Source organism: Natronolimnohabitans innermongolicus JCM 12255 (assembly GCF_000337215.1).
GTDB lineage: Archaea > Halobacteriota > Halobacteria > Halobacteriales > Natrialbaceae > Natronolimnohabitans > Natronolimnohabitans innermongolicus.
This window is the reverse complement of the sequence record NZ_AOHZ01000084.1, coordinates 1-21,351: the sequence shown is the minus strand read 5'-3', so window position 1 is coordinate 21,351 and position 21,351 is coordinate 1. Positions and strand designations below refer to the sequence as shown.

General features: G+C 61.9%; 18 protein-coding genes. 9 read left to right on the top strand and 9 right to left on the bottom strand.

Annotated features, from left to right (window positions below; all coding sequences use genetic code 11):
* Positions 1-256: 256 nt before the first annotated feature.
* Entirely contained in the window at positions 257-1,711 is a 1,455-nt protein-coding gene (locus C493_RS17670; RefSeq protein WP_007260854.1) for a YjiH family protein, read from the top strand.
* 215 nt (positions 1,712-1,926) lie between these two features.
* Here the strand turns inward: C493_RS17670 and C493_RS17665 are convergent, their stop codons facing one another.
* From C493_RS17665 to C493_RS17645, 5 genes are all read right to left on the bottom strand, one after another.
* Positions 1,927-2,694 carry an IclR family transcriptional regulator gene (locus C493_RS17665; RefSeq protein WP_007260853.1) on the bottom strand — a complete coding sequence of 256 codons (768 nt, stop codon included), beginning with the start codon at positions 2,692-2,694 and terminating at the stop codon, positions 1,927-1,929.
* A gap of 116 nt (positions 2,695-2,810) precedes the next feature.
* Positions 2,811-3,584 carry a sulfite exporter TauE/SafE family protein gene (locus C493_RS17660; RefSeq protein WP_049889479.1) on the bottom strand — a complete coding sequence of 258 codons (774 nt, stop codon included), beginning with the start codon at positions 3,582-3,584 and terminating at the stop codon, positions 2,811-2,813.
* A gap of 524 nt (positions 3,585-4,108) precedes the next feature.
* Entirely contained in the window at positions 4,109-5,077 is a 969-nt protein-coding gene (locus C493_RS17655) for an alpha/beta hydrolase (RefSeq protein WP_007260851.1), read from the bottom strand.
* A 518-nt stretch (positions 5,078-5,595) separates the two neighbouring features.
* Entirely contained in the window at positions 5,596-7,299 is a 1,704-nt protein-coding gene (locus C493_RS17650; protein WP_007260850.1) for a flavin-containing monooxygenase, read from the bottom strand.
* 96 nt (positions 7,300-7,395) lie between these two features.
* Positions 7,396-8,166, bottom strand: coding sequence for an IclR family transcriptional regulator (locus C493_RS17645; protein WP_007260849.1), 771 nt, complete (start codon positions 8,164-8,166; stop codon positions 7,396-7,398).
* Between the two features lie 713 nt (positions 8,167-8,879).
* Between C493_RS17645 and C493_RS17640 the strand changes: the two genes are divergently transcribed.
* The gene (locus tag C493_RS17640) at positions 8,880-10,229 is read left to right on the top strand and encodes a methyl-accepting chemotaxis protein (RefSeq protein ID WP_007260848.1); all 1,350 of its coding nucleotides are present in this window, start codon (positions 8,880-8,882) and stop codon (positions 10,227-10,229) included.
* Between the two features lie 55 nt (positions 10,230-10,284).
* On the opposite strand, the gene C493_RS17635 is transcribed toward C493_RS17640, so the two are convergent.
* A complete protein-coding gene (locus tag C493_RS17635; protein WP_152421195.1) occupies positions 10,285-11,091 on the bottom strand; it encodes a TrmB family transcriptional regulator in 807 nt (268 codons plus the stop codon).
* Positions 11,092-11,283: 192 nt separating this feature from the next.
* Here C493_RS17635 and C493_RS17630 point away from each other — a divergent pair, with 192 nt between their 5' ends.
* On the top strand, positions 11,284-11,910 hold the full coding sequence (locus C493_RS17630; protein ID WP_007260846.1) for a small multi-drug export protein: 627 nt from the start codon (positions 11,284-11,286) through the stop codon (positions 11,908-11,910).
* A gap of 170 nt (positions 11,911-12,080) precedes the next feature.
* On the opposite strand, the gene C493_RS17625 is transcribed toward C493_RS17630, so the two are convergent.
* On the bottom strand, positions 12,081-12,641 hold the full coding sequence (locus tag C493_RS17625; protein WP_007260845.1) for a hypothetical protein: 561 nt from the start codon (positions 12,639-12,641) through the stop codon (positions 12,081-12,083).
* Between the two features lie 137 nt (positions 12,642-12,778).
* On the opposite strand from C493_RS17625, the gene C493_RS17620 reads away from it, so the two are divergent.
* Positions 12,779-13,330 (top strand): NUDIX hydrolase, encoded by a 552-nt coding sequence (locus C493_RS17620; protein WP_007260844.1) that lies wholly within the window; start codon positions 12,779-12,781, stop codon positions 13,328-13,330.
* Positions 13,331-13,376: 46 nt separating this feature from the next.
* Here C493_RS17620 and C493_RS17615 read toward each other — a convergent pair whose 3' ends face one another.
* Positions 13,377-14,471: an alcohol dehydrogenase catalytic domain-containing protein gene (locus C493_RS17615; RefSeq protein WP_007260843.1), complete on the bottom strand. Its 1,095-nt coding sequence runs from the start codon at positions 14,469-14,471 to the stop codon at positions 13,377-13,379.
* Between the two features lie 197 nt (positions 14,472-14,668).
* Between C493_RS17615 and C493_RS17610 the strand changes: the two genes are divergently transcribed.
* The 4 genes from C493_RS17610 (at position 14,669) to C493_RS17595 (ending at position 18,642) form a co-directional block, all read left to right on the top strand.
* Entirely contained in the window at positions 14,669-16,072 is a 1,404-nt protein-coding gene (locus tag C493_RS17610; protein WP_007260842.1) for an aromatic ring-hydroxylating oxygenase subunit alpha, read from the top strand.
* The gene (locus tag C493_RS17605; protein WP_007260841.1) at positions 16,069-16,593 is read left to right on the top strand and encodes an aromatic-ring-hydroxylating dioxygenase subunit beta; all 525 of its coding nucleotides are present in this window, start codon (positions 16,069-16,071) and stop codon (positions 16,591-16,593) included. The genes C493_RS17610 and C493_RS17605 overlap by 4 nt, the downstream gene beginning before the upstream one ends.
* The gene (locus tag C493_RS17600) at positions 16,590-17,066 is read left to right on the top strand and encodes a hypothetical protein (protein ID WP_007260840.1); all 477 of its coding nucleotides are present in this window, start codon (positions 16,590-16,592) and stop codon (positions 17,064-17,066) included. Before C493_RS17605 ends, C493_RS17600 begins: the two co-directional genes overlap by 4 nt.
* A gap of 64 nt (positions 17,067-17,130) precedes the next feature.
* On the top strand, positions 17,131-18,642 hold the full coding sequence (locus tag C493_RS17595; RefSeq protein ID WP_007260839.1) for an aldehyde dehydrogenase family protein: 1,512 nt from the start codon (positions 17,131-17,133) through the stop codon (positions 18,640-18,642).
* 138 nt (positions 18,643-18,780) lie between these two features.
* Here the strand turns inward: C493_RS17595 and C493_RS17590 are convergent, their stop codons facing one another.
* Positions 18,781-19,485: a metallophosphoesterase family protein gene (locus C493_RS17590; protein WP_007260838.1), complete on the bottom strand. Its 705-nt coding sequence runs from the start codon at positions 19,483-19,485 to the stop codon at positions 18,781-18,783.
* Between the two features lie 165 nt (positions 19,486-19,650).
* Between C493_RS17590 and C493_RS17585 the strand changes: the two genes are divergently transcribed.
* A partial coding sequence (locus C493_RS17585; protein WP_007260837.1) for a hypothetical protein occupies positions 19,651-21,351 on the top strand: 1,701 nt, incomplete at its 3' end.

Here is a 21,351-nt window from a genome sequence, read left to right as displayed (position 1 = left end):
TCTCTGTGATTCCATCACATATATCTTTGGACGTTCTATGGCGAACGGGCGTTACCACTGGCCGTTTGCGGAGCCGATCCACTCGTCGAGGGTCCAGTGGTTAGCCTTCATCCTCGATCAGGTAACCATCTCGAGCAGGCCCTGGCCCAGCAGCGCGATACACACACGCAATGATCATATATTACAATACAGAACTCCAATATTATAACGATCTATACCAACACAGTTATGGTGGGTTGTGAGTACATAACGTGATATGCTTCGACAAGACGAGTGGCGCAGCGACGAGGAGACGTGGGAAGGGGTCGAACCCGAGAGGAAAACGATCGCCGACGAAACGTTGACCGAGACCGAGCGGATTCCGTTCGCACGGTTCGCCGCCGTGTTCATCATCGGGGTCGCCTTCTTCGTGCTTCCGGTCCCGTGGGAAGGTGCTCTGACGGTCCCGTTCGATATCTTCGTTACGTTCATCGAGAACAACGCCGCGCAGTACGTGCTGGGCATGGCGTGGCTCATGATCCTCGGCGCAGCCGTGATGACGACGCTCGCGGAGGTCCACCGTCGCGATATCGTCCGCCTCGACGAGAAGACCGCGGACCGGTTTACCTTCCAGGTCTGGGAGACGAACGCGGCGTTCTGGGTCCTCCGTCTCGTCGGGACGGTGCTCGCGACCGCCTACCTGTTCGACGTCGGCCCGACGCTGATCCAGAACCCCGGCGTCTCCGGCGTGATCTGGGAGACGCTGATCCTCAGCGTCGTCATCATCATTCCCCTCGGCTCGGTCTTCGTCAACATGCTCATCGAGTGCGGCGCCCTCGAGTTCGTCGGGACGCTCGCTCGGCCCGTCATGCAGCCGCTGTTCGGGCTTCCCGGACGCTCCGCGCTCGACAGCGCCGCATCGTGGGCTGGTTCGTTCGCGATCGGTTTCTACGTCACGCGAACGGTGTTCGATCGAGGCGGCTACAACAAACGCGAGGTCTTCATCATCTGCTCGTGCTTCGGGACGGCGAGTATCGGGACGATCGGCGTCTTCGCCGCCGCGTTCGAACTGCTCTATCTCTTCCCCGTCATCTTGCTCGCCTACCTCGTCGCGATCGTCGCCACGGCGATCGTGACGATCCGGATCCCGCCGCTCTCTCGAGTGCCCGAAGAGTACATCGCCGAACCGAACGTCGAGCCGAAGCTCACCGGCTCGGTCGGCGACTACGTTCGACTCGGACTCAGCGAAGCGATGGAGGAGTCGAAAGGAACGTCGTCCGTGCGCGCGGGCTGGAAGGGGCTCGTCGACGGCATCGTCCTCACCGCGAGTCTCATCGGGACCGTCGTCGCTATCGGGACGCTCGTGCTCGTCACCTACGAGAACACGCAACTGTTCCAGCTCATCTCCGCCCCGCTCGTTCCGGTGATCGAACTGCTCGGGATCCCGGACGCCGACGTCGTGGCGGCGGCGCTGATCCTCGGCTTCGCCGACGTGTTCATCGGCGCCCTCGCGGCGGTCGGCATCGCGCCCGCGGCGCAGTTCTTCGTGATCCTGGTCGTGAGCGGCCAGATTCTGTTCCTCGCCGCCTCCGGTCCGATGATGATGGACATGTTCGACGACATTCCGGTGCGGCTCCGGGATATCACGGCGATCTTCGTCGTTCGAACGCTCGTGTTGATCCCCATCGGCGCGGCGCTGACGCATCTCGTGTCGTTCGCGGGCCTCCTGTGAACGGCGCCCGGAGCTTCGACCGCGAGTCGCTTTGGGGCGACGCTGCCCGTCGCTTCGGCGTTCGGTCGTCCGGGAACCGATCGAACGCGGCCACCGGCTCTCGCTGCGGCGCCTCCCGCCCACGGCGCTGAGAGATCACCGGCCGAGACGTCGCTCTTCCGCCGACGCCTCGAGAGCCGACCGCCCGTCTCCCGTCGGCGTCAACGGAGCGACGGTCACCCGTAGACGAGTCGCAGTTCGATGTCGTCGACGGCCTCGAGCAGCGATTCGTACACGTCCGATTCGATGCGCTCTTCGGTGAGTCGGTTCGCGGCGCCGGCGACCGTGACGGCCGCGACGGGCCGGCCGTCCCTGATAATCGGCGTCGCGATGGCGTGGAGACCGCGCAGGTCCTCCTGAAAGTTCATCGCGTACCCGCGCTCGCGCGTCGCCTCGAGTTCGTCGAACAGTTCGTCCTCGTCGGTGATCGTGTTCTCCGTCTGTGCCGGCAGTCCGTGGCGGTCCAGGACGGCGGCGACCTCCTCGTCGGGGAGGTGGGCCAGGATCGCCTTTCCGGCGGAGTTCGCGTGCAGGTAGACCCAGGTCCCGATCGTCGAGTCGAACGAGAACGACTCGTTTCGCGGGACGCCGTAGACGAACATTCCGAGTCCGTTTTCGTGGACGATGAGCCACGCCGCCTCGTCGGTTTCTCTGGCCAGCCTGTCGATGCGCTCTTTCGCGGCGTGGTAGACCTCGTACTGGTTGCGGACGTGAATGCCCGTGTTGAAGAACTCGAGGCCGAGTCGGTACTGCCCTCCCTCGTTGACGACGTATCGGTGTTGCTCGAGGCTTACGAGGTGTTTGTGGACGGTGCTCTTGGCCAGTCCGAGTTGATCCGCGAGTTCGGTGACGCCCGCGACGTCCCGCTCTTTCAGTGATTCGATGATAGAGAACAGCGTCTCGTTCGACTTGACCGATCGTCCGCCGTTACCTTCTGTTTCCATACTCCGTACGTTTGTGGCGGCGGTATAAAGTATTCCGTCGCATTACCTGCCTATCGGACGAGAAATTTACCGGTCAGTTTCGCTCTTGGGAAACGGCGAGGATCGCCCGCTGGTGGCTACACGATGAGGTAGAACCCCGTCGGAATCAGGAGCAGCCCCAACAGCATCTCCAGTCGCGTCGGATCGATTCGGTGGGCGATAGCCCACCCGCCAGCGGCGCCGAGAACGAGCGGGAGACCGATAATCGACGCGAACTCGAGCGAAATCGCGTCCTGGTACGCGTAGCTGCCGGCCGCGAACCCGGAGATGAAGATCGCCTGGACCTGCGCGACGCCCAGCGAGAGCAACATCGGGACGCCGAGCATGACCAGCGCCGGAACGCCGATGACGGGGCCGCCGATCCCGACCAGCCCGGAAGTCGCGCCGAGGGCGAACCCGACGACCGCGAACGCGACCCGTCCGCCGGTCGTCTCAGCGTCGAGCGTCACGTACGACGAGAGCCCGCGCAACTGGCCGTACAGGAGCAACACGCCGGTCAGTGCGACCAGCACGCCGAGCAGGATGCTGAACAGTTCGCGCGACACGAACGCGTTCAGGTACGCTCCGACGACCGCACCGACGATACTCGTCGCGCTCAAGATGACCGCCAGCGTCCGTCCCGCGGTGTCGAGTAACTCTCCCGAACGCGCGTAGCCGACGGCGCCGATCGCGCCGACGAGGATGAAGATGACGTGTGCGGTGCCGGCGACCTCGGCGGACGAGAGCGGCGTCAACGCGTAGAGCGCGATGGTGACGAAGATTCCGCCGGCGCCGATAGCCGTACAGCCGACGCCGGAAACGAACGAGATCACGATCAGGACGACCAGCAACTCGAGGGAGACCGAAAGCATCGTTTCGATAAGTCCCACCGCTCGTGGTAAAGCGATCGATGTACCGGCGACTCGAGGATTCCAATCCGTGAATACTATCGCTTTCACTGTCTCCGTTGCAGTTGATCTTATGTATCCAATATACAATATTGCAGAAATTCATGGGAATGTAGCTATTGGGTAGTTTTGGCACACATCCACCTATAATTCCCAACTCTAACTCTGAAGCCTAAATAACAAAAACACCAGTGGAAATAACTCTGGAATGTGTGGCTTCTCACCTCTAAAACTGCCATTTTCTACCAGGTATTGTGTGACTGGTGCAAAACAACCTGGTTCAGATTTTCGAGAGTACCCAGTTCGATTCGTACCAATTGTTCAGTTATCGGAACTATCGAACAGCCGGAATCTATCTGCTGTCGACGATGCTCGTATGATCTGCCGTACCGCTTTCCCGTTCGATTGGAGCTACTGAAATGAGTTACACACTGATCACGACGTCATCCCGCGACCATGTGTGCAGTGACATTTTGTAGTTATATCGCTCAGTCGAACACTCGCTGCAGATCAGTTGCGACGTCGTCGATGAGGTCACGCCCTCGAGTCAGATCCATCGGTTCGACCAGCATCTGGGCGATCCCGTGAATCGCGTCGTCGTAGTGGTGGTGAGTGACGTCGACGCCGGCGTCTTCGAGGCGGGCGGCGTAGGCGGCGCCTTCGTCACAGAGGGGATCGAACCCGCAGGTGGCGACGGTCGCGGAGGGAAGTCCCTCGAGGCGCTCGGCTTTCAGGGGCGACGCGTACGGGCTCATCGCGTCGAGGTCGTCCCTGAGGTAGTGGTCCCAGAACCACTCCATGTCGGCTTTCGTGAGGAGGTATCCCTCCGCGTTCTCCTCGTAGGACGTGGTATCGAACTCGTGGTCGGTAACGGGGTAGAGGAGCACCTGGTGGTCGAACGTCGGTCCGTCGCGCTCGCGGGCGAGCAGCGTGACGGCCGTCGCCAGATTTCCGCCGGCGCTATCGCCGCCGATCGCGACGTTATCCGTGTCGATCTGCATCGCGTCGGCGGTATCGAACACCCACTCGGCGGCGGTGTAACAGTCTTCCAGCGGCGTCGGGAACTCGTATTCGGGGGCGAGTCGGTAGCCGACCGAGACGACCATGCAGTCGGCCTCGTTGGTGATCGCCCGACAGGTCGCATCGTACAGGTCGATATCGCCGACGACCCAGCCGCCGCCGTGGAGATACAGCAGCGTCGGGTAGGGGCCCTCGCCCTCCGGAACGTATACGCGGATCGGAATTCCGTCGTCGCCGATCGACAGATCCATCGTCTCCGCGACTGGTTCTGGTTCCTCCGGCGTCGGGAACATGGCGTTGATCATCTCTCTCGCTCCTTCCGGCGAAAGCGAGTGGAACGTCGGCGCCGGAGCGGCGCCCATCTGCTCGAGGAGGCCCGAAATCTCCTGATGCGGTTCGTCGGCAGCCGTCACGTCTGTCGGTGTCTTCGAGGACATCACTGTCGAGTGTCAACGTCCCACACAATAAACGTGATGATCTATCAACTAGGATCGGTATTCGTTTCCTCTCGTCGATCGACGCTGGTGCCGACTACGAGCGTGTGGGTGGTGCGGGGCGGTGTGGCGGCTACGATGGTCGTTCGGACGCCGACTGCCTCGCGGGTCGGGACAAGGTATATGTGGAGCGACGATGATGTCAATGTATGGCAGTATCGTGCCACCTCTGTAGCAGTACCGTTCTCAAAAACGGTGGTTCGGTTACGGAGACCACCGACGGCTTCGAATGCGCGGATTGTGGTGAAGTAACTTGCGCCGGGTGTAAGTCCCTCGGCATCGCGAGGAGTTCCGACCACTGTCGACGCTGCCGTGGCTAGGTGTTCGGTTCACAGTCACGCGAATGGCCTCATTGACGCCGGTGATCGGTGCCAGTACCAGCTACAGCGCCGGCGATCAGGGGTCGAACCGGTACGTCGGTCGAGATCCGCTCACGGAAACGGAGAAGGGACGGGTATCGGCTAGTCGCCTTCCATCACGCTCAACCGCGGTTGTTCGCCCTGCCGACCGAGGTTCTGAACGGACTCGGTCAGCTCGAAGCCCTCGTAGTCCTTCTCGGCGGCCTCGAGGATCGTCTCGTGATAGACGTCGACACCACCGACGTACGGGGTGAAGACGCGCGGCTTACCGGGAACGTTGTCGCCCATGTACCACGAATCGGCTTCGGTGTACAACGTCGCTTCGCCGACCTGTCGGTTGTGTTCGGTCCAGGCGTCTTCTGCGCGTTTCGTCGGCTCGATGAGCTGGACGTCCCGGTCGACGAGCGATTTGATCGTCTCGGAGACCCACTCGACGTGGTGTTCGATCGAGACCGGCATGTTGCTCAGCACCGACGGACTCTGCGGGCCGGTGATCGTGAACATGTTGGGAAAGCCGTGCACCGACAGTCCGAGGTAGGTTTTCGGTCCGTCATCCCACTTCTCTTCTAGGGTCAATCCGTCCCGGCCACGGATATCCATCTGTAGCAGCGTTCCGGTCATCGCGTCGAACCCGGTCGCGTAGATGATCAGATCGAACTCGTAGTCGGCGTCGGTCGTTCGGACGCCGTCCGGCGTGATCCGTTCGATCGGGGTTTCGCGGACGTCGACCAGGGTTACGTTGTCGCGGTTGAACGTCTCGTAGTAGTTCGTATGCAGCGGCGGGCGTTTGGTCGCGTAGTAGTGGTCCGTCGGGACCAGCTTCTCGGCGACCGCCGGATCGTCGACCGTCTCGCGGATCTTGTCGCGAATGAACTCGGAAACGTACTCGTTGGTCTCCGGATTCTCGATGAGATCTTCGAACGTGAGCATGTACCGGAAGCCGCCCTCTGCCCAGCGCGGCTGCAACACTTCTTCGACCTCCTCCCTCGAGAGTCCGTCCGCCGTTTCGTGTGCGGCCTCGAAGGGGTGTCCGAAGCCGGAGTTGTGGGCTCGCTCGAGGATTTCGTCGTAGTTTCGCTTGATCTCCGCGCGGTCGTCGTCGTCGAGCGGCCGATTCCGTGCCGGAACGGCGTAGTTCGGCGTTCGCTGGAACACCGTCAATTCGCCCGCCTCCGGCGCGACCTCGGGGATGACCTGGATTCCGGTTGCACCCGTTCCGATCACCGCGACCCGCTTGTCGCTGAAGTCGACCGGCTCGTGGGGCCACTTCCCGGTGTGATACCAGTCGCCCTCGAAGGAATCGACGCCGTCGAAGTTGGGGATGAACGGCTTGGAGAGACAGCCGACCGCGGACACGAAGTACCGGGCGGTCTCCTGCGTTCCGTCGTCGGTCGTGATCTCCCAGCGCCCGCCGGCTTCGTCGAAGACCGCCGACGTCACCTCTCGCTCGAAGTCGATATCCCGCCGCAGGTCGAGGTGGTCCGCGACGAAGCGGAGATACTCGAGCACCTCGGGCTGTTCGGGATAGCGCTCGCTCCAGTCCCACTCCTCCAGAATCTCGTCGTTGAAGGAGTAACAGTAGACGTGGCTCTCGCTGTCACAACGCGCGCCGGGATACCGGTTCCAGTACCAGGTGCCGCCGACGTCGTCCGCCTTCTCGATCACCTTCACCGAGAGGTCGAACTCGTCTCGTAAGCGGTGGAGCAGGTACAGTCCGGAGAAGCCGGCGCCGACGACGATCGCGTCGTAATCCGCCGTCGCTGACTCCGTCGTTACTGTCGAATCATGCGTGTTTTTCTCACTCATGGGTGTCCAAGAGCATCTGTCAACGTACTGTGCGATAAAACTACTGGTGGGATCGAATCTTCGCGTCGGCGGGAAACGGCCGCTCCGACGCCCCGACTACCACGTCGAGTAGAGGTCGTCGAAGTCGTACTTCGCCAGTCGGTGTTCGACCTCCTGGACGGTCCGATCGAGCAGGTCCGGAAGTTCCGTCCGCGCTCGCCGGTCGTCCAGCCGATGCCGGATCGTACTGATCATCAGCGAACCGTACAGTTCGTCGCCGGTCCGGACGGGTGCCGCAATCGCCCAGATGTTCTCGTGTGTCTGTCCGTCGTCGACGAGGTGGCGCTGATTCGCGATCGTCTCGAGTTCCGCCTCGAGTTCGTCTCGCCGCCGGGAACCCAACTCCTCCGCCTCGAAGACGTCCCGCCGAAATTCGTCCGGCATATGGGCTAGGATGACTTTCCCCTGTGGCGACCTCGTCAGGTGAAACGGTTCGCCGAGAAACCGCGTCGGCACCTCCACGGCGAAGCGGCTGTTCGCCTCGTGAATCATGACGGCGCTGTAATTCTCCCTGACGAAGAGGGAGAGATACTCGTCGATCGCTTTCGCCAGCAGGTCGATCGGTTTGATCGCCGCGTGCATGAGCGGATACGAGTTCCGGATCATCCGCCCGTACTTGAGGAATTTCAAACTGAGGCGATATCTACCATCGTTTTCGACGACATATCCTTCCTCTTTCAGCGTTTTGAGGTAGTTGTAAACGGAGCTAACGGACAGGTCGACTTCCTCGGAAAGTTCCGTACAGGTTGGCTGATCCCCCTCCACGATCGCTTCGACAATAGCGAAACTGTTCTGTGCCGTTTTGATTCCCTTGTTTTGTGTCACCATGGCACGATTGACGATATTATTCCTTATATAATTTATGCACATGGGTACACGTTCTGTGGACCGGCGTTTGTACCATACTAAAATCGAATGCTCCACCCGACATTCGACGAGAACGGTGGAGAGACCGAAATTATACACAGTGATTATCACGGTCCGGTTGTCGGCATATACGATAGTATGCATGTAAAGCACCAGTGACTGGACCGTCGTTCACACAGGTCACTAGTATCTGGTGTCTCACTCGAGACATTCCCTCGACGATCAATTGATAGGCGACTCCGTACCATCTGTATAAGTATCTAAAATCCGTCATACAGCTAAAAATTATGGTTTTTGAGTGACCACTGTTGCCGTTATGCCGTTGATACCATCTGTATAGCGAGTGTTCGATCCGTACAGCTCTAATTCCGATTCGATTCTCCAGTTGTGTGTATCTGACTCGAGTCCCACATACGGCCGCAACGATGTCTTTCAGCGGTAACTGACGACGGTATCGAGTGGCACTCTTCGCTGCTAGATAGTACTGAAATTTGGTTACTTCGAAAAGCAGTCGCTAATCCGAGAGTACCGTTCGCCCTCGCTCATCACTGCTGCGACGACTCGTCCCGAAACCCTGCGAACGGTCGAAACGGCCCGTATCGATCGATGAACGCCCCCTTCGTCGGTGTGTGGGCCAGTAGCTATATGACGGTCGTCTTAAAACTGAACAGCTAATGTCTAACGGGCTGTTCGAGGGTGCGACTACTCCTGCTGACGGCGACGGCCGCGCCGAGAACGACGAGGTAGCACAGCTGCGAGCCGAACGCGACTTCTGGAAACACCTCTTCGGGCAACTCGTCGCGGAGTTCCCCGAACCCGCGCTGGTCGTCAACGACGGCGGGACGATCACGCACTGGAACGACCCACACGTCGATCTCTCCGGCATCTCTCACGACGAGGCGATCGGCAACCAGGCGATCGACGTGATCGGAACCGAGGGCGTCGACGAGACGCTCGCCGAGGAAATCGCCAGAACCGGGACCGCCATGCGTGAAGACCAGATTCGATCCGGTGGCAGCGACGACGACGCATGGCACATCCGGGCGGGCGGGACGCCGCTGCGCGCCCCCGACGGCGAAGTCGTCGGCGCGTTCGAGTACATCACTATCGTTACGGAACTCGTCGAGCAGCGCCAGGAACTCCAGCGCGTACAGGCGGAGATCAGCGAGACCGTCAACGGCGCCGTCGAGGACCTCCTCGAGGCGACCGAGACGAACGCTGAAGCGAACGCCGAACTCGAGGCGCTGACGGACGAGCAGGTCGAAAACCTCCAGTCAGTCGGCAACGAGATGGAATCGCTGTCTGCGACCGTCGAAGAAGTGGCCGCCAGCGCCGAGGAGGTAAGCAGCCAGAGCGACGCCGCCGCCGAGTTGGCCGTCGAGTCAAAAGACGCCACCGAGCAGATCGTCTCCCTGGCCGTGGACGTCCGCGAATCGGCCGAAGCGGTCGCCGAGAACAGTCGCCTCCTCGAGGAGCGCATCGAGGAGATCAACCGTATCGTCGACGTGATCGACAACATCGCCGACCAGACGAACATCCTCGCGGTCAACGCGAACATCCAGGCCGCCGAATTCGGCGCCGAGGCTGACGGGTTCAACGTCGTCGCCAACGAGGTGAAAGAGCTCGCCGACGAGTCGAAAGCCGAGGTCGAGACGATCGAAGAAATCGTCGACGAGGTCAAGACGAACACGAGCGAAACGGTCGACAGCATCGAAACGACGCTCGACCACGTCGACGACACGATCGAGCAAGCACACCTCGTCGACGAGAACCAGTCCGACATCGAGGAGGCCGTCGACGAGGCGTCGACCGGGATCAACCAGATCGCGGCCGCGACGGACGATCAGGCTGCGACGGCCGAAGAGGTGGCCGCGACGCTCAACTCCGCGATCGATCAAATGCACAATGTCGTCGACGAGATCGATACGCTCGCGGAAACGAACGAGGCGCAGGCGGAAAGCGTTCGTTCGGTCCGTGACGACGTTCGCGAACTGAGCTCGCGACTCGACGATAGCGGCCGCTGAGCGGGAGTAGCCGGTCGGGTCGTAGCCTTCGACGCGAACCGCCTGTCGACCGGAGTCACGCGCCGTCCTGAATCGTCTCCGCTTCCTGCCAGCGCTCGTCGAATTCGTCTTCTAACGCTTCGATAAGGTTGCTTTCGGTTATTCGAACCGTTCCTAGCGGCCCTCGCTGCGTAAACGGATCAGTGACGTACAGATACAACTCGTCCCGATCGATCAGATCGAAGTTCGCCGCGACGGATGGATGCACTCGCGTTTCGATCGGCGTCGGTTTTTCGTCGCCGTGTACCAACTCGACCAGCCGGTCTCTCCCGCCCGAGAGCTCGTCCGACAGGAGGATCCGAACGCGTACCGTACTCTCGCGGATCGATTCGATCCAGTTTCGGACTGCGGGTGCCGCGTTTCGGAACTGATTCGCCAGTGCCGTATCGCCGACGATCAACACTTCGTCAGTCGCGCCGGCGAATCGCTCGATCTGGCCGTGGATGAACGCCGTCTCAGTATCGCGCGTTCTGGTCTCCCAGAACCGTCCGTCGACCGGTTGTTGGCCGCCGACCTGCGATCGAAGTTCTGCCGCGGCGTTTTCGTACCGAGTTCGTTCGACCTCGAGATCCCGCTTTCGCTCGCGCAGCAGGCGATCGATCGCCGTCTCGGAATCGATCGGCGCGTAGACGCGCGGGTGACTTTCCCGGTTACACCGGACGAGATCGCGCGACTCGAGTCCGTTCAGTACGTCGTATATCCGGCCCATCGGGACGTCGCTCTCCGCGGAGAGTTCTTCGGCCGTCGCCGCCCCTCGCTCGAGTAGCGTCCGATAGACCTTCTCCTCGTAACTCGATAAGCCGAGATCTCGAAACGACGCCATGTCGACTGACGGAACGGTGGCCGAATAAATATAGATCTCGTTTTCCACCCGTTTCATGGCCGACGTAGAAACCGCTTTGTTAGCCTACACCGCTTCAAAGATGTGGGATAAGTATAGTAAATAAACAAAGGATAAGTTGGACCGTATTTGGCTGAAGACATATGCGTAGGCCGTGTTCTATCAGACGAGAGTATGGTTCGAAAGGAACGCACCGCTCTTTGGGAGCGGCTCGTCGCGCTGTTGGTGTCTCCCCGTGGACTCGCGACTTTGATCGGTCTGCTCGTCGGTCTCGGTATCGCCGTACACACGGATCTGTTTGCCCTTCTCTCTGCGCTCGAGATCGGTGATGCGAACGAACTCGTTCGCCAAGCCGACGGGATCGTACAGTACGCCGTAATCCTCGTACTGGCGGCGATTCCGGTGGTCGAGATCCTCGTCGTCGTTCCGATCGGGGTCGGGATCGGACTGAACCCCGTTGCCGTAGCGGCGTTCGCGTTTATCGGGAACGTCCTCCCGATCTACGGGATCATCCTCTTTTACGACCGACTGAAGACGTGGTGGCAGAACCGGACCGAGACGACGACCGAGCCCTCGAAGCGAAAAGAGCGCGCACGGGCGATCTGGAACCGCTACGGTCTGCCCGGGTTAGCGCTCGTTTCGCCGGTCGCGACGGGCGTCCATCTGGCCGCCGCGCTCGCCCTCGCTATCGGATCAGAGAAACGTTCCGTCGCGGTCTGGATGACCGGCGCGATCGCCCTGTGGACGGTCCTGCTTACCGCGGGCGTCTACTACGGCGTCGGATTCGTCACCGGCCTGTAGCGCAGTTGCCGTATTTCCGTGTCCGTTGCGACCGTCTCCGGTCCGGGCGCTCTGGCGTCTCGTTTTTGGCCGGACCGTGGGATTCGCTTTCTCGAGACGCGTCTGTCGATCAACCGTCTCTCCGTTCTGTATTCGCGCCTCGAGACCGGCCACGTTCCGCTCGCGGCCGATCAGTCGTCCACCTCGAGATCGTTCCGATTCGCGAGGTATCCTCGCCCCTCTTCGCTCTCGACGAGCATGTCGTCGAAGATCTCGGCGTCGGTATTGAACTTGTGGAGGTTGTGGACGGACGTCGTCTCGAACTCGTCGATCATCTCGCCGTGTTCTTCGAAAAACGCCGTCACCCACTCGTCCATCTGGTCGTTCGTCCGGAACTGCGCGATCAGCTGCCAGCGGTACTTGCTGTCGGCGTTGAAGAACATGAGCACGTGTGGGTCCTCGATCAGCATCTCGCGACACTCTTCCCAGTTGTCCTTGAAATTCGGGTAGTGAAAGCCGATGCGGAAGATGTAGTGGTTGAAGAGCGTTCGACGCGGGAGGACCGTCTTCCGGAACAGGTCCTCGGACTGCATCTCCCGGAGGAGCGTGTTGACGTGGTTGTGAGAGAGGTGAATGTCGTACTCCTCGTTGAGGAGCGTACTGAGTTCTCGGCTGGACGCCGTGGGGTTCGCAACGCGAGCCTGCAAGAGCGCGATATCGCGCGGTTTGATGTCGTCGGAGTTCTCGGCCATACTTATTCTCGATGTAGTTGCCCGGAAGGTAAAAACGTCGCTAGTATACCGTCCCCTCTTGACGGGAATCTAATCGTCTCGGGACCGAGGACTTTTGTTCGGTTTCGACGTACGCTCGCGGTGAACGGACACACGATATGAGCGACGAGATTTCACCCCCGGAACGCCAGGAGACGGAGATCGCGTACGCGGGGGCGCAGTTCGACGTCCGCCGAGACACCGTCTCCGGAGATCACGAACGACACGAGGTCGAGTACCTCGAGACCGCCGATGCCGTCGTCGTCGTCGCGACGACGCCGGACGATCGCATCCTCGTCGTCGAGGAGTGGCGCCAGAGCGTCGGTCGATTCGATATCGGCCTCCCGGGTGGCCAACTCGAGCCGACCGACGAGTCGTCGGCGGCGGCCGCTCGTCGCGAACTCCGCGAGGAGACGGGGTACGAGGCGGATCGACTGGTTCCGATGCAGTCGTTCGATCCGCTCACCAGCCTTCTCGATTCGACGATTCACTTCTTCGTCGCACCGGACTGTCGGCGGGCCGGCGAGCCGGAACCCGACGCGGACGAACGCATTCGCATCCGAACGGCGTCGCTCGAGTCGCTTCGCTCGCAGGTGCGCGACGGGACGATCACCGATATGAAGACGGCGGTCGCGGTGCTGTATTACGCGGCGTTCGTCGACGAGCGGTGACCGCCGTTCTCGGCCGACTACTGTTCCCTACTGTCCCGCTAGCAGGTCACGGCCCGGGATCGAATCGGACGACGCTTCGAATGCCCTCGCCCGTCTCGAGCGCGTCGAACGCCTCGTCGAGTTCCTCGAGTTCGTATCGGCCGGTGAGTATCGTGTCGAGGTCCAGATCGCCGTTCTGGTACATCGTCACGTATCGCGGAATATCGACGTGGGGCCGGGTGAAGCCGACGATGTTTCCGACCACCTCGATACCGCTGGTGAACAGGCCGAGATCGAGGTCGACCGGGTCGGAGTCGCTCGTTCCGGTGATGACGGCCGTGCCGCCGGGGCCGAGTACTTCGATCGCTTGCGTCACGGTCGGCGGGGCGCCGATACACTCGAACGCGTAGTCGACGGCGCCGACGGAGTCGTCGATCGCGGCGACGGGATCGGTCGCGGAGGCGTCGATCGTCTTCGTCGCGCCGATCGCGTCCATCGTCGCCAGCGTTTCGGCGTCCAGGTCGACGGCGATAATCTCGCCCGCGCTCACCGCGTTCGCCGCGAGGATCGCGCCGGCGCCGACGCCGCCGCAGCCGAAGACGGCGACGGTTTCGCCGTGTTCGACGTCCGCGATGTTCGTGACCGCGCCGAGCCCCGTCGGGACGCCACAGCCGAGCAGGGCGCCGATCTCGAACGGGAGCTTCTCGTCGACCGGGACGACCTGTCGCTCGGGGACGACGGACATGCTCGCGAACGACGACTGCGCGTAGAAGTGGTCGATCGGTTCGTCCGCCCGGCTCAGTCGACGGCTGCCGTCCGGCATTCGGCCGCGAGTCTCCTTGCGCGCCTGGCAGAGGTACGGTTCGCCGCGCCGGCAGTACTGACAGTCGCCACACGACGGGAGCACCCAGAGCACGACGTGGTCGCCCGGCTCGACCGTCGTCACGGCGTCTCCGACGGCTTCGACGACGCCGGCGCCTTCGTGGCCGAGGACGACGGGGAACGACGTCCGCTCGCTCGTGTACGCGTGATAGTCAGTGTGACAGACGCCGGTCGCGCGGACGTCGACCAGGACTTCGTCCGGCTCCGGATCCTCGAGCGTAACGCGTTCGACTGCGTGTGACTCCGGTTCGCGGGCCACTGCGGCGGTTATCTCGCGCATATACTACCACCCGTTGCGCCGGCGTTCGTGAGCGATCGATTTCGGACTGGTACCGTGCTTCATGATCGTTGGTTGCAGGCCTGGTGTAATATATCTTGGCTATAGATAGTACACCGGACTAAATTCTGATGGAATAGATTACAAATGTGTTTAGAACCCCCTACAGTTAAATAGCTCCCCCCCGAATAACGGGGTATATGGTGACAGACAACACGACGACGGGGACGGAGCAGGTCCTCCAGGAGGCCAGAGAGGCGCTGGACGAGGGCCTCTTCCCGCTACAGTTGTTCCAGGACGACGACCTCCACGAGCTCGAAGTGCAGCGACTCTTCGGCCAGTCGTGGGTGTTCATCGGTCACGAATCCGAAATCCCGGAGCCGGGTGACTACGCTCGCCGGTACATCGGCGACGATCCGTTCATCTTCGTTCGCGATGAGAGCGGCGAGATCAACCTCCTGTTCGACAGCTGTCGCCACCGCGGGACGCAGGTCTGTCGAGCCGAACAGGGGAACACGTCACACTTCAGGTGTCCGTACCACGGCTGGACCTACAAGAACGACGGCGAGGCCGCCGGCATCCCACAGAAGACGAAAGCCTTCCAGGAACTCGACCGTGAGGAATACGGGCTGGCCCACGTCCCGCGACTCGAGTCCTACGAGGGGCTCGTGTTCGCGTCGATCAACGAGGACGTCCCGTCGCTCGAGGAGTGGCTGGGCGAGTACAAGTGGTACCTCGACATCCAGTTGAAGCTTCCAGATGGCGGCATGGAGGTCGTCGGCGAACCCCACCGCTGGGTCATCGACGCCAACTGGAAGACCATCGCGGACAACTTCAACGGCGACAGCTACCACACCGCGTGGGCCCACGGCTCGGTCGTCGACCTCGAACTCGGCGGCGAAGAGACCGTCGGCCACGCCGGAACCGGGGAGAGCATCGACCACCACATCCACTGCGACGGCCACACGACGAGCATTCGGGGCTTCGAAGACGAGGACGTCTTCCTGACGTACCCGGACGAAATCGTCGACGAACTGTTCTCCGGCGACGACCTCTCCGAGGAGCAGTGGCAGGTCGCCCGACAGGCGCTCTCGTTCACCGGCGCGATCTTCCCCAACTTCGGGTTCCTGCACTTCGGAGACACGACCGACGACCCGAACAAGGACGTTGCGCCGTTTTTCACGATCCGCAAGTGGCGGCCGATCAGCCCCGACCAGATGGAGCTCTGGAGCTGGGGGCTGGTGCCGAAAAACGCGCCGGAGTCGTTCAAAGAGCGCATGTACAAGATGTACACGTCGAACTTCGGCCCGACCGGGAACTTCGAACAGGACGACGTCCCGATCTGGAAGAGCATCACCGAGGCGGCCGGCGGCGAGTTCGCCAGGACCCAGGATCTCCAGTTGAACTACCAGATGGGTATGGAGTGGATGAGCGAGATGGAACTCGACGAGGAGTGGGCGGGCCCCGGCTTCGCCTACTCGGAGAATCTGGAGGAAGGCGGCATGCGCCTGTTCCACGAGCAGTGGTACGAGATGGTTGCCGGTAACGACCGGGAGGACGCACTCGGGACACCGATGAACGTGGACCTGGAGGTGAACCAATGAAACTCAGCGATCGGGAGGACGAACTCGAGGAACTCCTCGTCGAACGTGAGGTGCGCCAGTTCCTGAACCACGAGGCGGAGCTCCTCGACGCCAGGGAGCTCCACGACTGGTTCGACCTCATCGCCGAGGACATCTCCTACTACATGCCGCGCCGGCTGATGCGCGAGAACACGGCGGGGGTCTTCAGCGACGAGAGCTACTACTTCGACGAGAGCTACGGCTCGCTGAAGGCCCGCGTCATGCGGTTCGACTCGGAGTACGCCTGGGCGGAGCGCCCGCCGACGCGGACCGAGCGCTACGTGACGAACGTCGTCGTCACGGAGTACGACGACGAGGAAGTCGACGTCGAAAGCAACCTCCTCGTCTACCTGAGTCGCGCCGACAGCGAGGACCACGACTTCTACTCGGCCAAACGCGAGGACACGCTTCGGCGCGACGGCGACTCTTTCGAGATCGCCGACAGAACGATCCTGCTCAACCAGACGATCCTCAGCACGGACAACGTCTCGATCTTCCTATGAGCGACCCCACCGAAGACAGCCAGTACGTCGAGATCGCCGACGAGACGACGCTGAGCGACGGCGAAACGGACGTCCTCGTTCGACACGTCAAAACGCCGAAAGGCGAACGGCTCGAGGTCCGTTCGGCGACCGACGCCATCCGAATCGACGCGATGGGACTCGAGAGCCTCTCCTGGCAGGACCAGGACGTGTTCGGCGAGTTCCTCGATCGCGAGTACGAGTTTCCGATCGCTTCCGAGAGCGACGCGGCGACCGAGACCATCACCGAGTTCGTCATCAGCAACGAGTACGCCGACGTCGCCGTCCGCGTTCTCGAGACGGCCGAGGGCGATCGACTCGTCCTCGAGGCGCCCAAGAAACAGTACAGTCTCCAGGCGGACCCGACGTGTCTCGACGCGCTGGCCGAGCAAGACAGCACCATCTTCTCGGCGTTTCTGGAGACGCCACACGGTCCGGACGGACACGCACACTGAACACGAACAGCGCGACGAGAGACCCACGTTTCCCACGATCAACACAGATCAGACGACAGCACACATGAGTCTAGAACACGACCCTGACACCGACGCCCGTACCGAATCGGAGCCCGAGTTCACGATCGACGCGGACTGGAACGGCCTGTACATCGACGGCGACTGGCGCGCCTCGAGCGACAGCGAGACCATCGAGGTGACGAATCCGGCCACTCGAGACGTCGTCAGCGAGGTGCCGGCCGCGACCGTCGACGACGTCGACGACGCGTACGCGGCGGCGGTCGCCGCCCAGGAGAACTGGCAGGAGGAACTGCCACAGGAACGCGGCGACGTCATCGAGACCGTCCAGCGACTCATCGAGGACAACCACGAGGAGCTAACGGAGTTGCTGGCGATCGAGTCCGGCAGCGCCCGTCCGAAGGCGTCCCGCGAGTTCACGTCGACGGGCGAGATGATGCGCGACGTCGTGACCTACCCGTTTCGGATGACGGGCGATCACAGTCAGTCGAAGATCGCGCACAAAGAAAACATCGTCAAGCGCGAGCCGATCGGCGTGGTGACCGTCATCTCGCCGTGGAACTTCCCGTTCCAGCTCTCCCTGCGCGCGGTCGCGCCGGCGATCGCGCTCGGTAACGCGGTCGTGCTCAAGCCCGCGAGCGAGACGCCGATCAGCGGCGGCCTGCTCATCGCGCGCCTGTTCGAGAAGGCCGGCCTGCCCGACGGCGTTCTGAACGTCGTCACCGGCCACGGGTCGGAGATCGGCGATCACGTCGCCTCGCATTCCGACCTGTCGGCCGTCGCGTTCACCGGGTCGACGCACGTCGGACAGCGCGTCGCGAAGAACGCGGCCGAACAACTCGCGTTGCCGGCGATGGAACTCGGCGGCAACAACCCCCACGTCGTCCTGGACGACGCCGACGTCGAGGCGGCCGTCGACGCCGGCATCTTCGGCTCGTTCATGCACCAGGGCCAAATCTGCATCTCGATCAACCGCCACCTCGTCCACGAGTCGATCTACGACGAGTACGTCGACCGATTCGTCGAGCGAGCCGCGCAACTCCCGGTCGGCGATCCGCTCGAGGAGGAGACGGTCGTCGGACCGATCATCAGCGAATCGGAGCGGGATACGATCCTCGAGTACGTCGACCAGTCGGTCGCGGAGGGCGCCACGCTCGAGCACGGCGGCACCGCCGAGGGCCTGCTCGTCGAGCCGACCGTACTCTCGGACATGCGAAACGACATGGCCGCGGCGTGTAACGAGCACTTCGGCCCGGTCGCGCCGATCATCCCGTTCGAAACCGACGCCGAAGCCGTCGAACTGGCGAATGCGACCGAGTACGGGCTGGCGGGCTCGGTCCACTCGAGCGACGTCGCGCGAGCGCGGGACGTCGCCGACGAGATCGAAGCCGGCATGGTCCACATCAACGATCAGCCGATCAACAACGAGCCCCACGTTCCGTTCGGCGGGACCAAAGCCTCCGGCATGGGGCGGTACAACGGCGAGTGGATCATCGACGAGTTCACCGAACCGAAGTGGACTTCGATCCAGCACGAGCCCAGAGAGTACTCGTTCTGACGCCGCCGACGGAACGATTCGACGGTCGATCGTTCCGCTTCGACCGTCCTCCCTGACGGCCGAGATCGAGAATTCGCGACCGACGGTGCAGTAATCGACGTCTGGGAGTACGAAAAGCGGCCGCTCGAGTGTCGCTCGTTACTCGACCGAGTCCTGCATGGACCGTTTCGTTCGGCCGAAGACCAGTTCCCCGTGCTCGAGCCCGCCGACGAGTTCTGATGGAAGACCGTACTCCTCGATGCGAGCCTGTACCTCCGCTCTGGGATACTCGACGCGGTGACAGTCGACGCGCTCGGCGTCCAGATCGAGGACGGCGTAGCCGGCCCGCCAGTCGCCGTCCCGCGGGAGGCCGACGCTGCCCGGATTGACGACGACGCCGTCGTCGAACTTCGACTTCGCCTGCATGTGTGTGTGGCCGAGCACCAGGATCGATTCGTCCGAGAGGAGCGATTCCGAGAAGTCCTCCGGGTACGTGTACGTATTCGGTTTCTCCGGGGCGCCGTGTGCGACGCGGACGCGTCCGTCGTACAACTCGAGTTCGACCGGCAACTCCTCGAGGTAGGCCAGGTCCTCGTCGTCGAGTCGCTCGGTCGTCCACTGCGCGGCGCTCTTCGGAATGTCGTGGAAGTTCTCGTGGAAGTCGCCGAGGACCGCTCGATCGTGATTCCCCTGGATCGACGTAATATCGCGGTCGCGGAAGGTCTCGATGACCGCTTCGGGGTCCGGCCCGTAACCGACGAGGTCCCCCGCGTGGACGTACTCGTCGACGTCTGGTATCTCCTCGAGAACGGCCGCGAGCGCTGGCATGTTACCGTGTACGTCACTGATGAGTCCGACTCTCATACGCTTCGTTCGACGTGTACCGTTTTCAAGGTTACTCTCGACATAGTATTTTGTACTATGGATTGCTGACTCGAGGCTACACTATACTATGAAGTGGCTGCAAATTCTTACGAATAACTCTACACACCGGTAGTTATAATAACCCGTAGTACGAAGGGTGTTACCATGGGCACGGATGATAGCGCCTCGTCAACAGACGACACTGGTCAGCTAACCGGTTCACGCAGCACGCGCGAGCGATTTCCACACGCGGGCGAACTCGAGTTACCGGCCGCACTGGACGGCTGGGAGGAGATGTACCCGGAGTACTTCCGCTTCGAACTGACCGACGACCGGACGGACTACGAGCGCGGTCGGTTCTGGTTCTGGGACAAGAAGGACTCGACGGAGCCGATACGGCCGTGGGACATGACGATCAGCGCGCAGGCGTGGCAGATCGCGATGGCACAGAACACGAGTCGCGTGTTCGCGATTCCGCCGTCGATGGCGGTCGACATCCGCGTGGTCGCCGGCTACGTCTACTTCACGGGCCTGCAGGTCGACGACGAGGAACTCCTGCAGGAACGGGCCGAAGTCTTCGCGGAACGAAGCGAGTACTACTACGAGAACTACGAGGCGCTCTACAACGGGACGTGGCTCCCGGCGGTCAAAGACATCGGGAACGGAATCCAGTCGCTCGAGGTGCCCGAAACGCTGCCCGAGTACGTCCCCGAGGACGTGATCACCGAGGCGAAAGGACAGAGCACCCAGACCCTGCAGGTCCTCCAGAACTACAACCGACTCACCGAGCTCGCACTCGAAGGCTGGCAGCGACACTTCGAGTTCCTCTACCTCGCGTACCTGGCGTACATGCAGTTTACGGAGACGAGCCGGGAACTCTTCCCCGACATCTCCGACGACGCCATCGGGAAGATGGTTTCTGCGGTCGAGGCCGACGTCTTCCGCCCCGATCAGGAACTCGACGATCTCGCCCGAACGGCGGTCGACCTCGGCGGCGAGGTTCCCGAAATCCTCAAATCGAGCGGCGATCCCGACGAGAAGATCGAACGCCTCCGGGAGAGCGAGGCGGGACGGACGTTCATGGACCACTTCGAGGACGCCAAAGACCCCTGGTTCTACATGACCTACGGCGACGGCTTCCACAGCTACAAGGGCTCCTGGATCGACGACCTCGAGGCGCCGTTTAACCACCTCGAGACGAAGGTCGACCGCCTCGAGTCCGGGGAGTCGCTCGGCCGCGACTTCGACAAACTGCAGGCGGAGCGCGACGAGATCGTCGACGAGTACCGCCGGTACCTCGACGAAGGCGAACGCGAGCAGTTCGACCACGCCTACGAGACCTGCATGGAGATCTACGAGTACGCCGAGAACCACCAGTTCTGGATCGAAAACTGGCTCCACACGATCGTCTTCAACAAGATGCGCGAGTTCGGCCAGCTCGTCGTCAACCACGGCCTGCTCGACGATCCCGAAGACATCTTCCTCTTCGACCGCTTCGAAGTCGCACAGCTCCTCGAGGAGACGTGTAACACGTGGGCGCTCGGCCGCGACGCCTTCGTTACGGAACGGTGGCACGACAAGGCTGACGAGCGCCGCGCGATGTTCGAAGCGGCTCGCGACTGGGATCCGTCACCCGCGCTCGGGGAGCCGCCCGAGACCGTGACCGATCCGCTCATGCAGATGCTGTGGGGCATCACGACCGAAAAGGTCAACAACTGGCTCGATGTCGAATCCGAGGACGGATCGAGCGACCAACTCGACGGCTTCGGCTCCTCGTCCGGACAGGTCGAAGGTAGAGCCCGCGTCGTTACCGACTCGAAAGACATCAGCGAGTTACAGGAAGACGAGATCCTCGTCGCTCCGCTG

Excerpts from the sequence above, each read along its gene's own strand:
- C493_RS17670 (WP_007260854.1), top strand. The coding sequence starts at position 257 with ATGCTTCGACAAGACGAGTGGCGCAGCGACGAGGAGACGTGGGAAGGG.
- C493_RS17665 (WP_007260853.1), bottom strand. The coding sequence starts at position 2,694 with ATGGAAACAGAAGGTAACGGCGGACGATCGGTCAAGTCGAACGAGACG.
- C493_RS17660 (WP_049889479.1), bottom strand. The coding sequence starts at position 3,584 with ATGCTTTCGGTCTCCCTCGAGTTGCTGGTCGTCCTGATCGTGATCTCG.
- C493_RS17655 (WP_007260851.1), bottom strand. The coding sequence starts at position 5,077 with ATGTCCTCGAAGACACCGACAGACGTGACGGCTGCCGACGAACCGCAT.
- C493_RS17650 (WP_007260850.1), bottom strand. The coding sequence starts at position 7,299 with ATGAGTGAGAAAAACACGCATGATTCGACAGTAACGACGGAGTCAGCG.
- C493_RS17645 (WP_007260849.1), bottom strand. The coding sequence starts at position 8,166 with ATGGTGACACAAAACAAGGGAATCAAAACGGCACAGAACAGTTTCGCT.
- C493_RS17640 (WP_007260848.1), top strand. The coding sequence starts at position 8,880 with ATGTCTAACGGGCTGTTCGAGGGTGCGACTACTCCTGCTGACGGCGAC.
- C493_RS17635 (WP_152421195.1), bottom strand. The coding sequence starts at position 11,091 with ATGGCGTCGTTTCGAGATCTCGGCTTATCGAGTTACGAGGAGAAGGTC.
- C493_RS17630 (WP_007260846.1), top strand. The coding sequence starts at position 11,284 with ATGGTTCGAAAGGAACGCACCGCTCTTTGGGAGCGGCTCGTCGCGCTG.
- C493_RS17625 (WP_007260845.1), bottom strand. The coding sequence starts at position 12,641 with ATGGCCGAGAACTCCGACGACATCAAACCGCGCGATATCGCGCTCTTG.
- C493_RS17620 (WP_007260844.1), top strand. The coding sequence starts at position 12,779 with ATGAGCGACGAGATTTCACCCCCGGAACGCCAGGAGACGGAGATCGCG.
- C493_RS17615 (WP_007260843.1), bottom strand. The coding sequence starts at position 14,471 with ATGCGCGAGATAACCGCCGCAGTGGCCCGCGAACCGGAGTCACACGCA.
- C493_RS17610 (WP_007260842.1), top strand. The coding sequence starts at position 14,669 with ATGGTGACAGACAACACGACGACGGGGACGGAGCAGGTCCTCCAGGAG.
- C493_RS17605 (WP_007260841.1), top strand. The coding sequence starts at position 16,069 with ATGAAACTCAGCGATCGGGAGGACGAACTCGAGGAACTCCTCGTCGAA.
- C493_RS17600 (WP_007260840.1), top strand. The coding sequence starts at position 16,590 with ATGAGCGACCCCACCGAAGACAGCCAGTACGTCGAGATCGCCGACGAG.
- C493_RS17595 (WP_007260839.1), top strand. The coding sequence starts at position 17,131 with ATGAGTCTAGAACACGACCCTGACACCGACGCCCGTACCGAATCGGAG.
- C493_RS17590 (WP_007260838.1), bottom strand. The coding sequence starts at position 19,485 with ATGAGAGTCGGACTCATCAGTGACGTACACGGTAACATGCCAGCGCTC.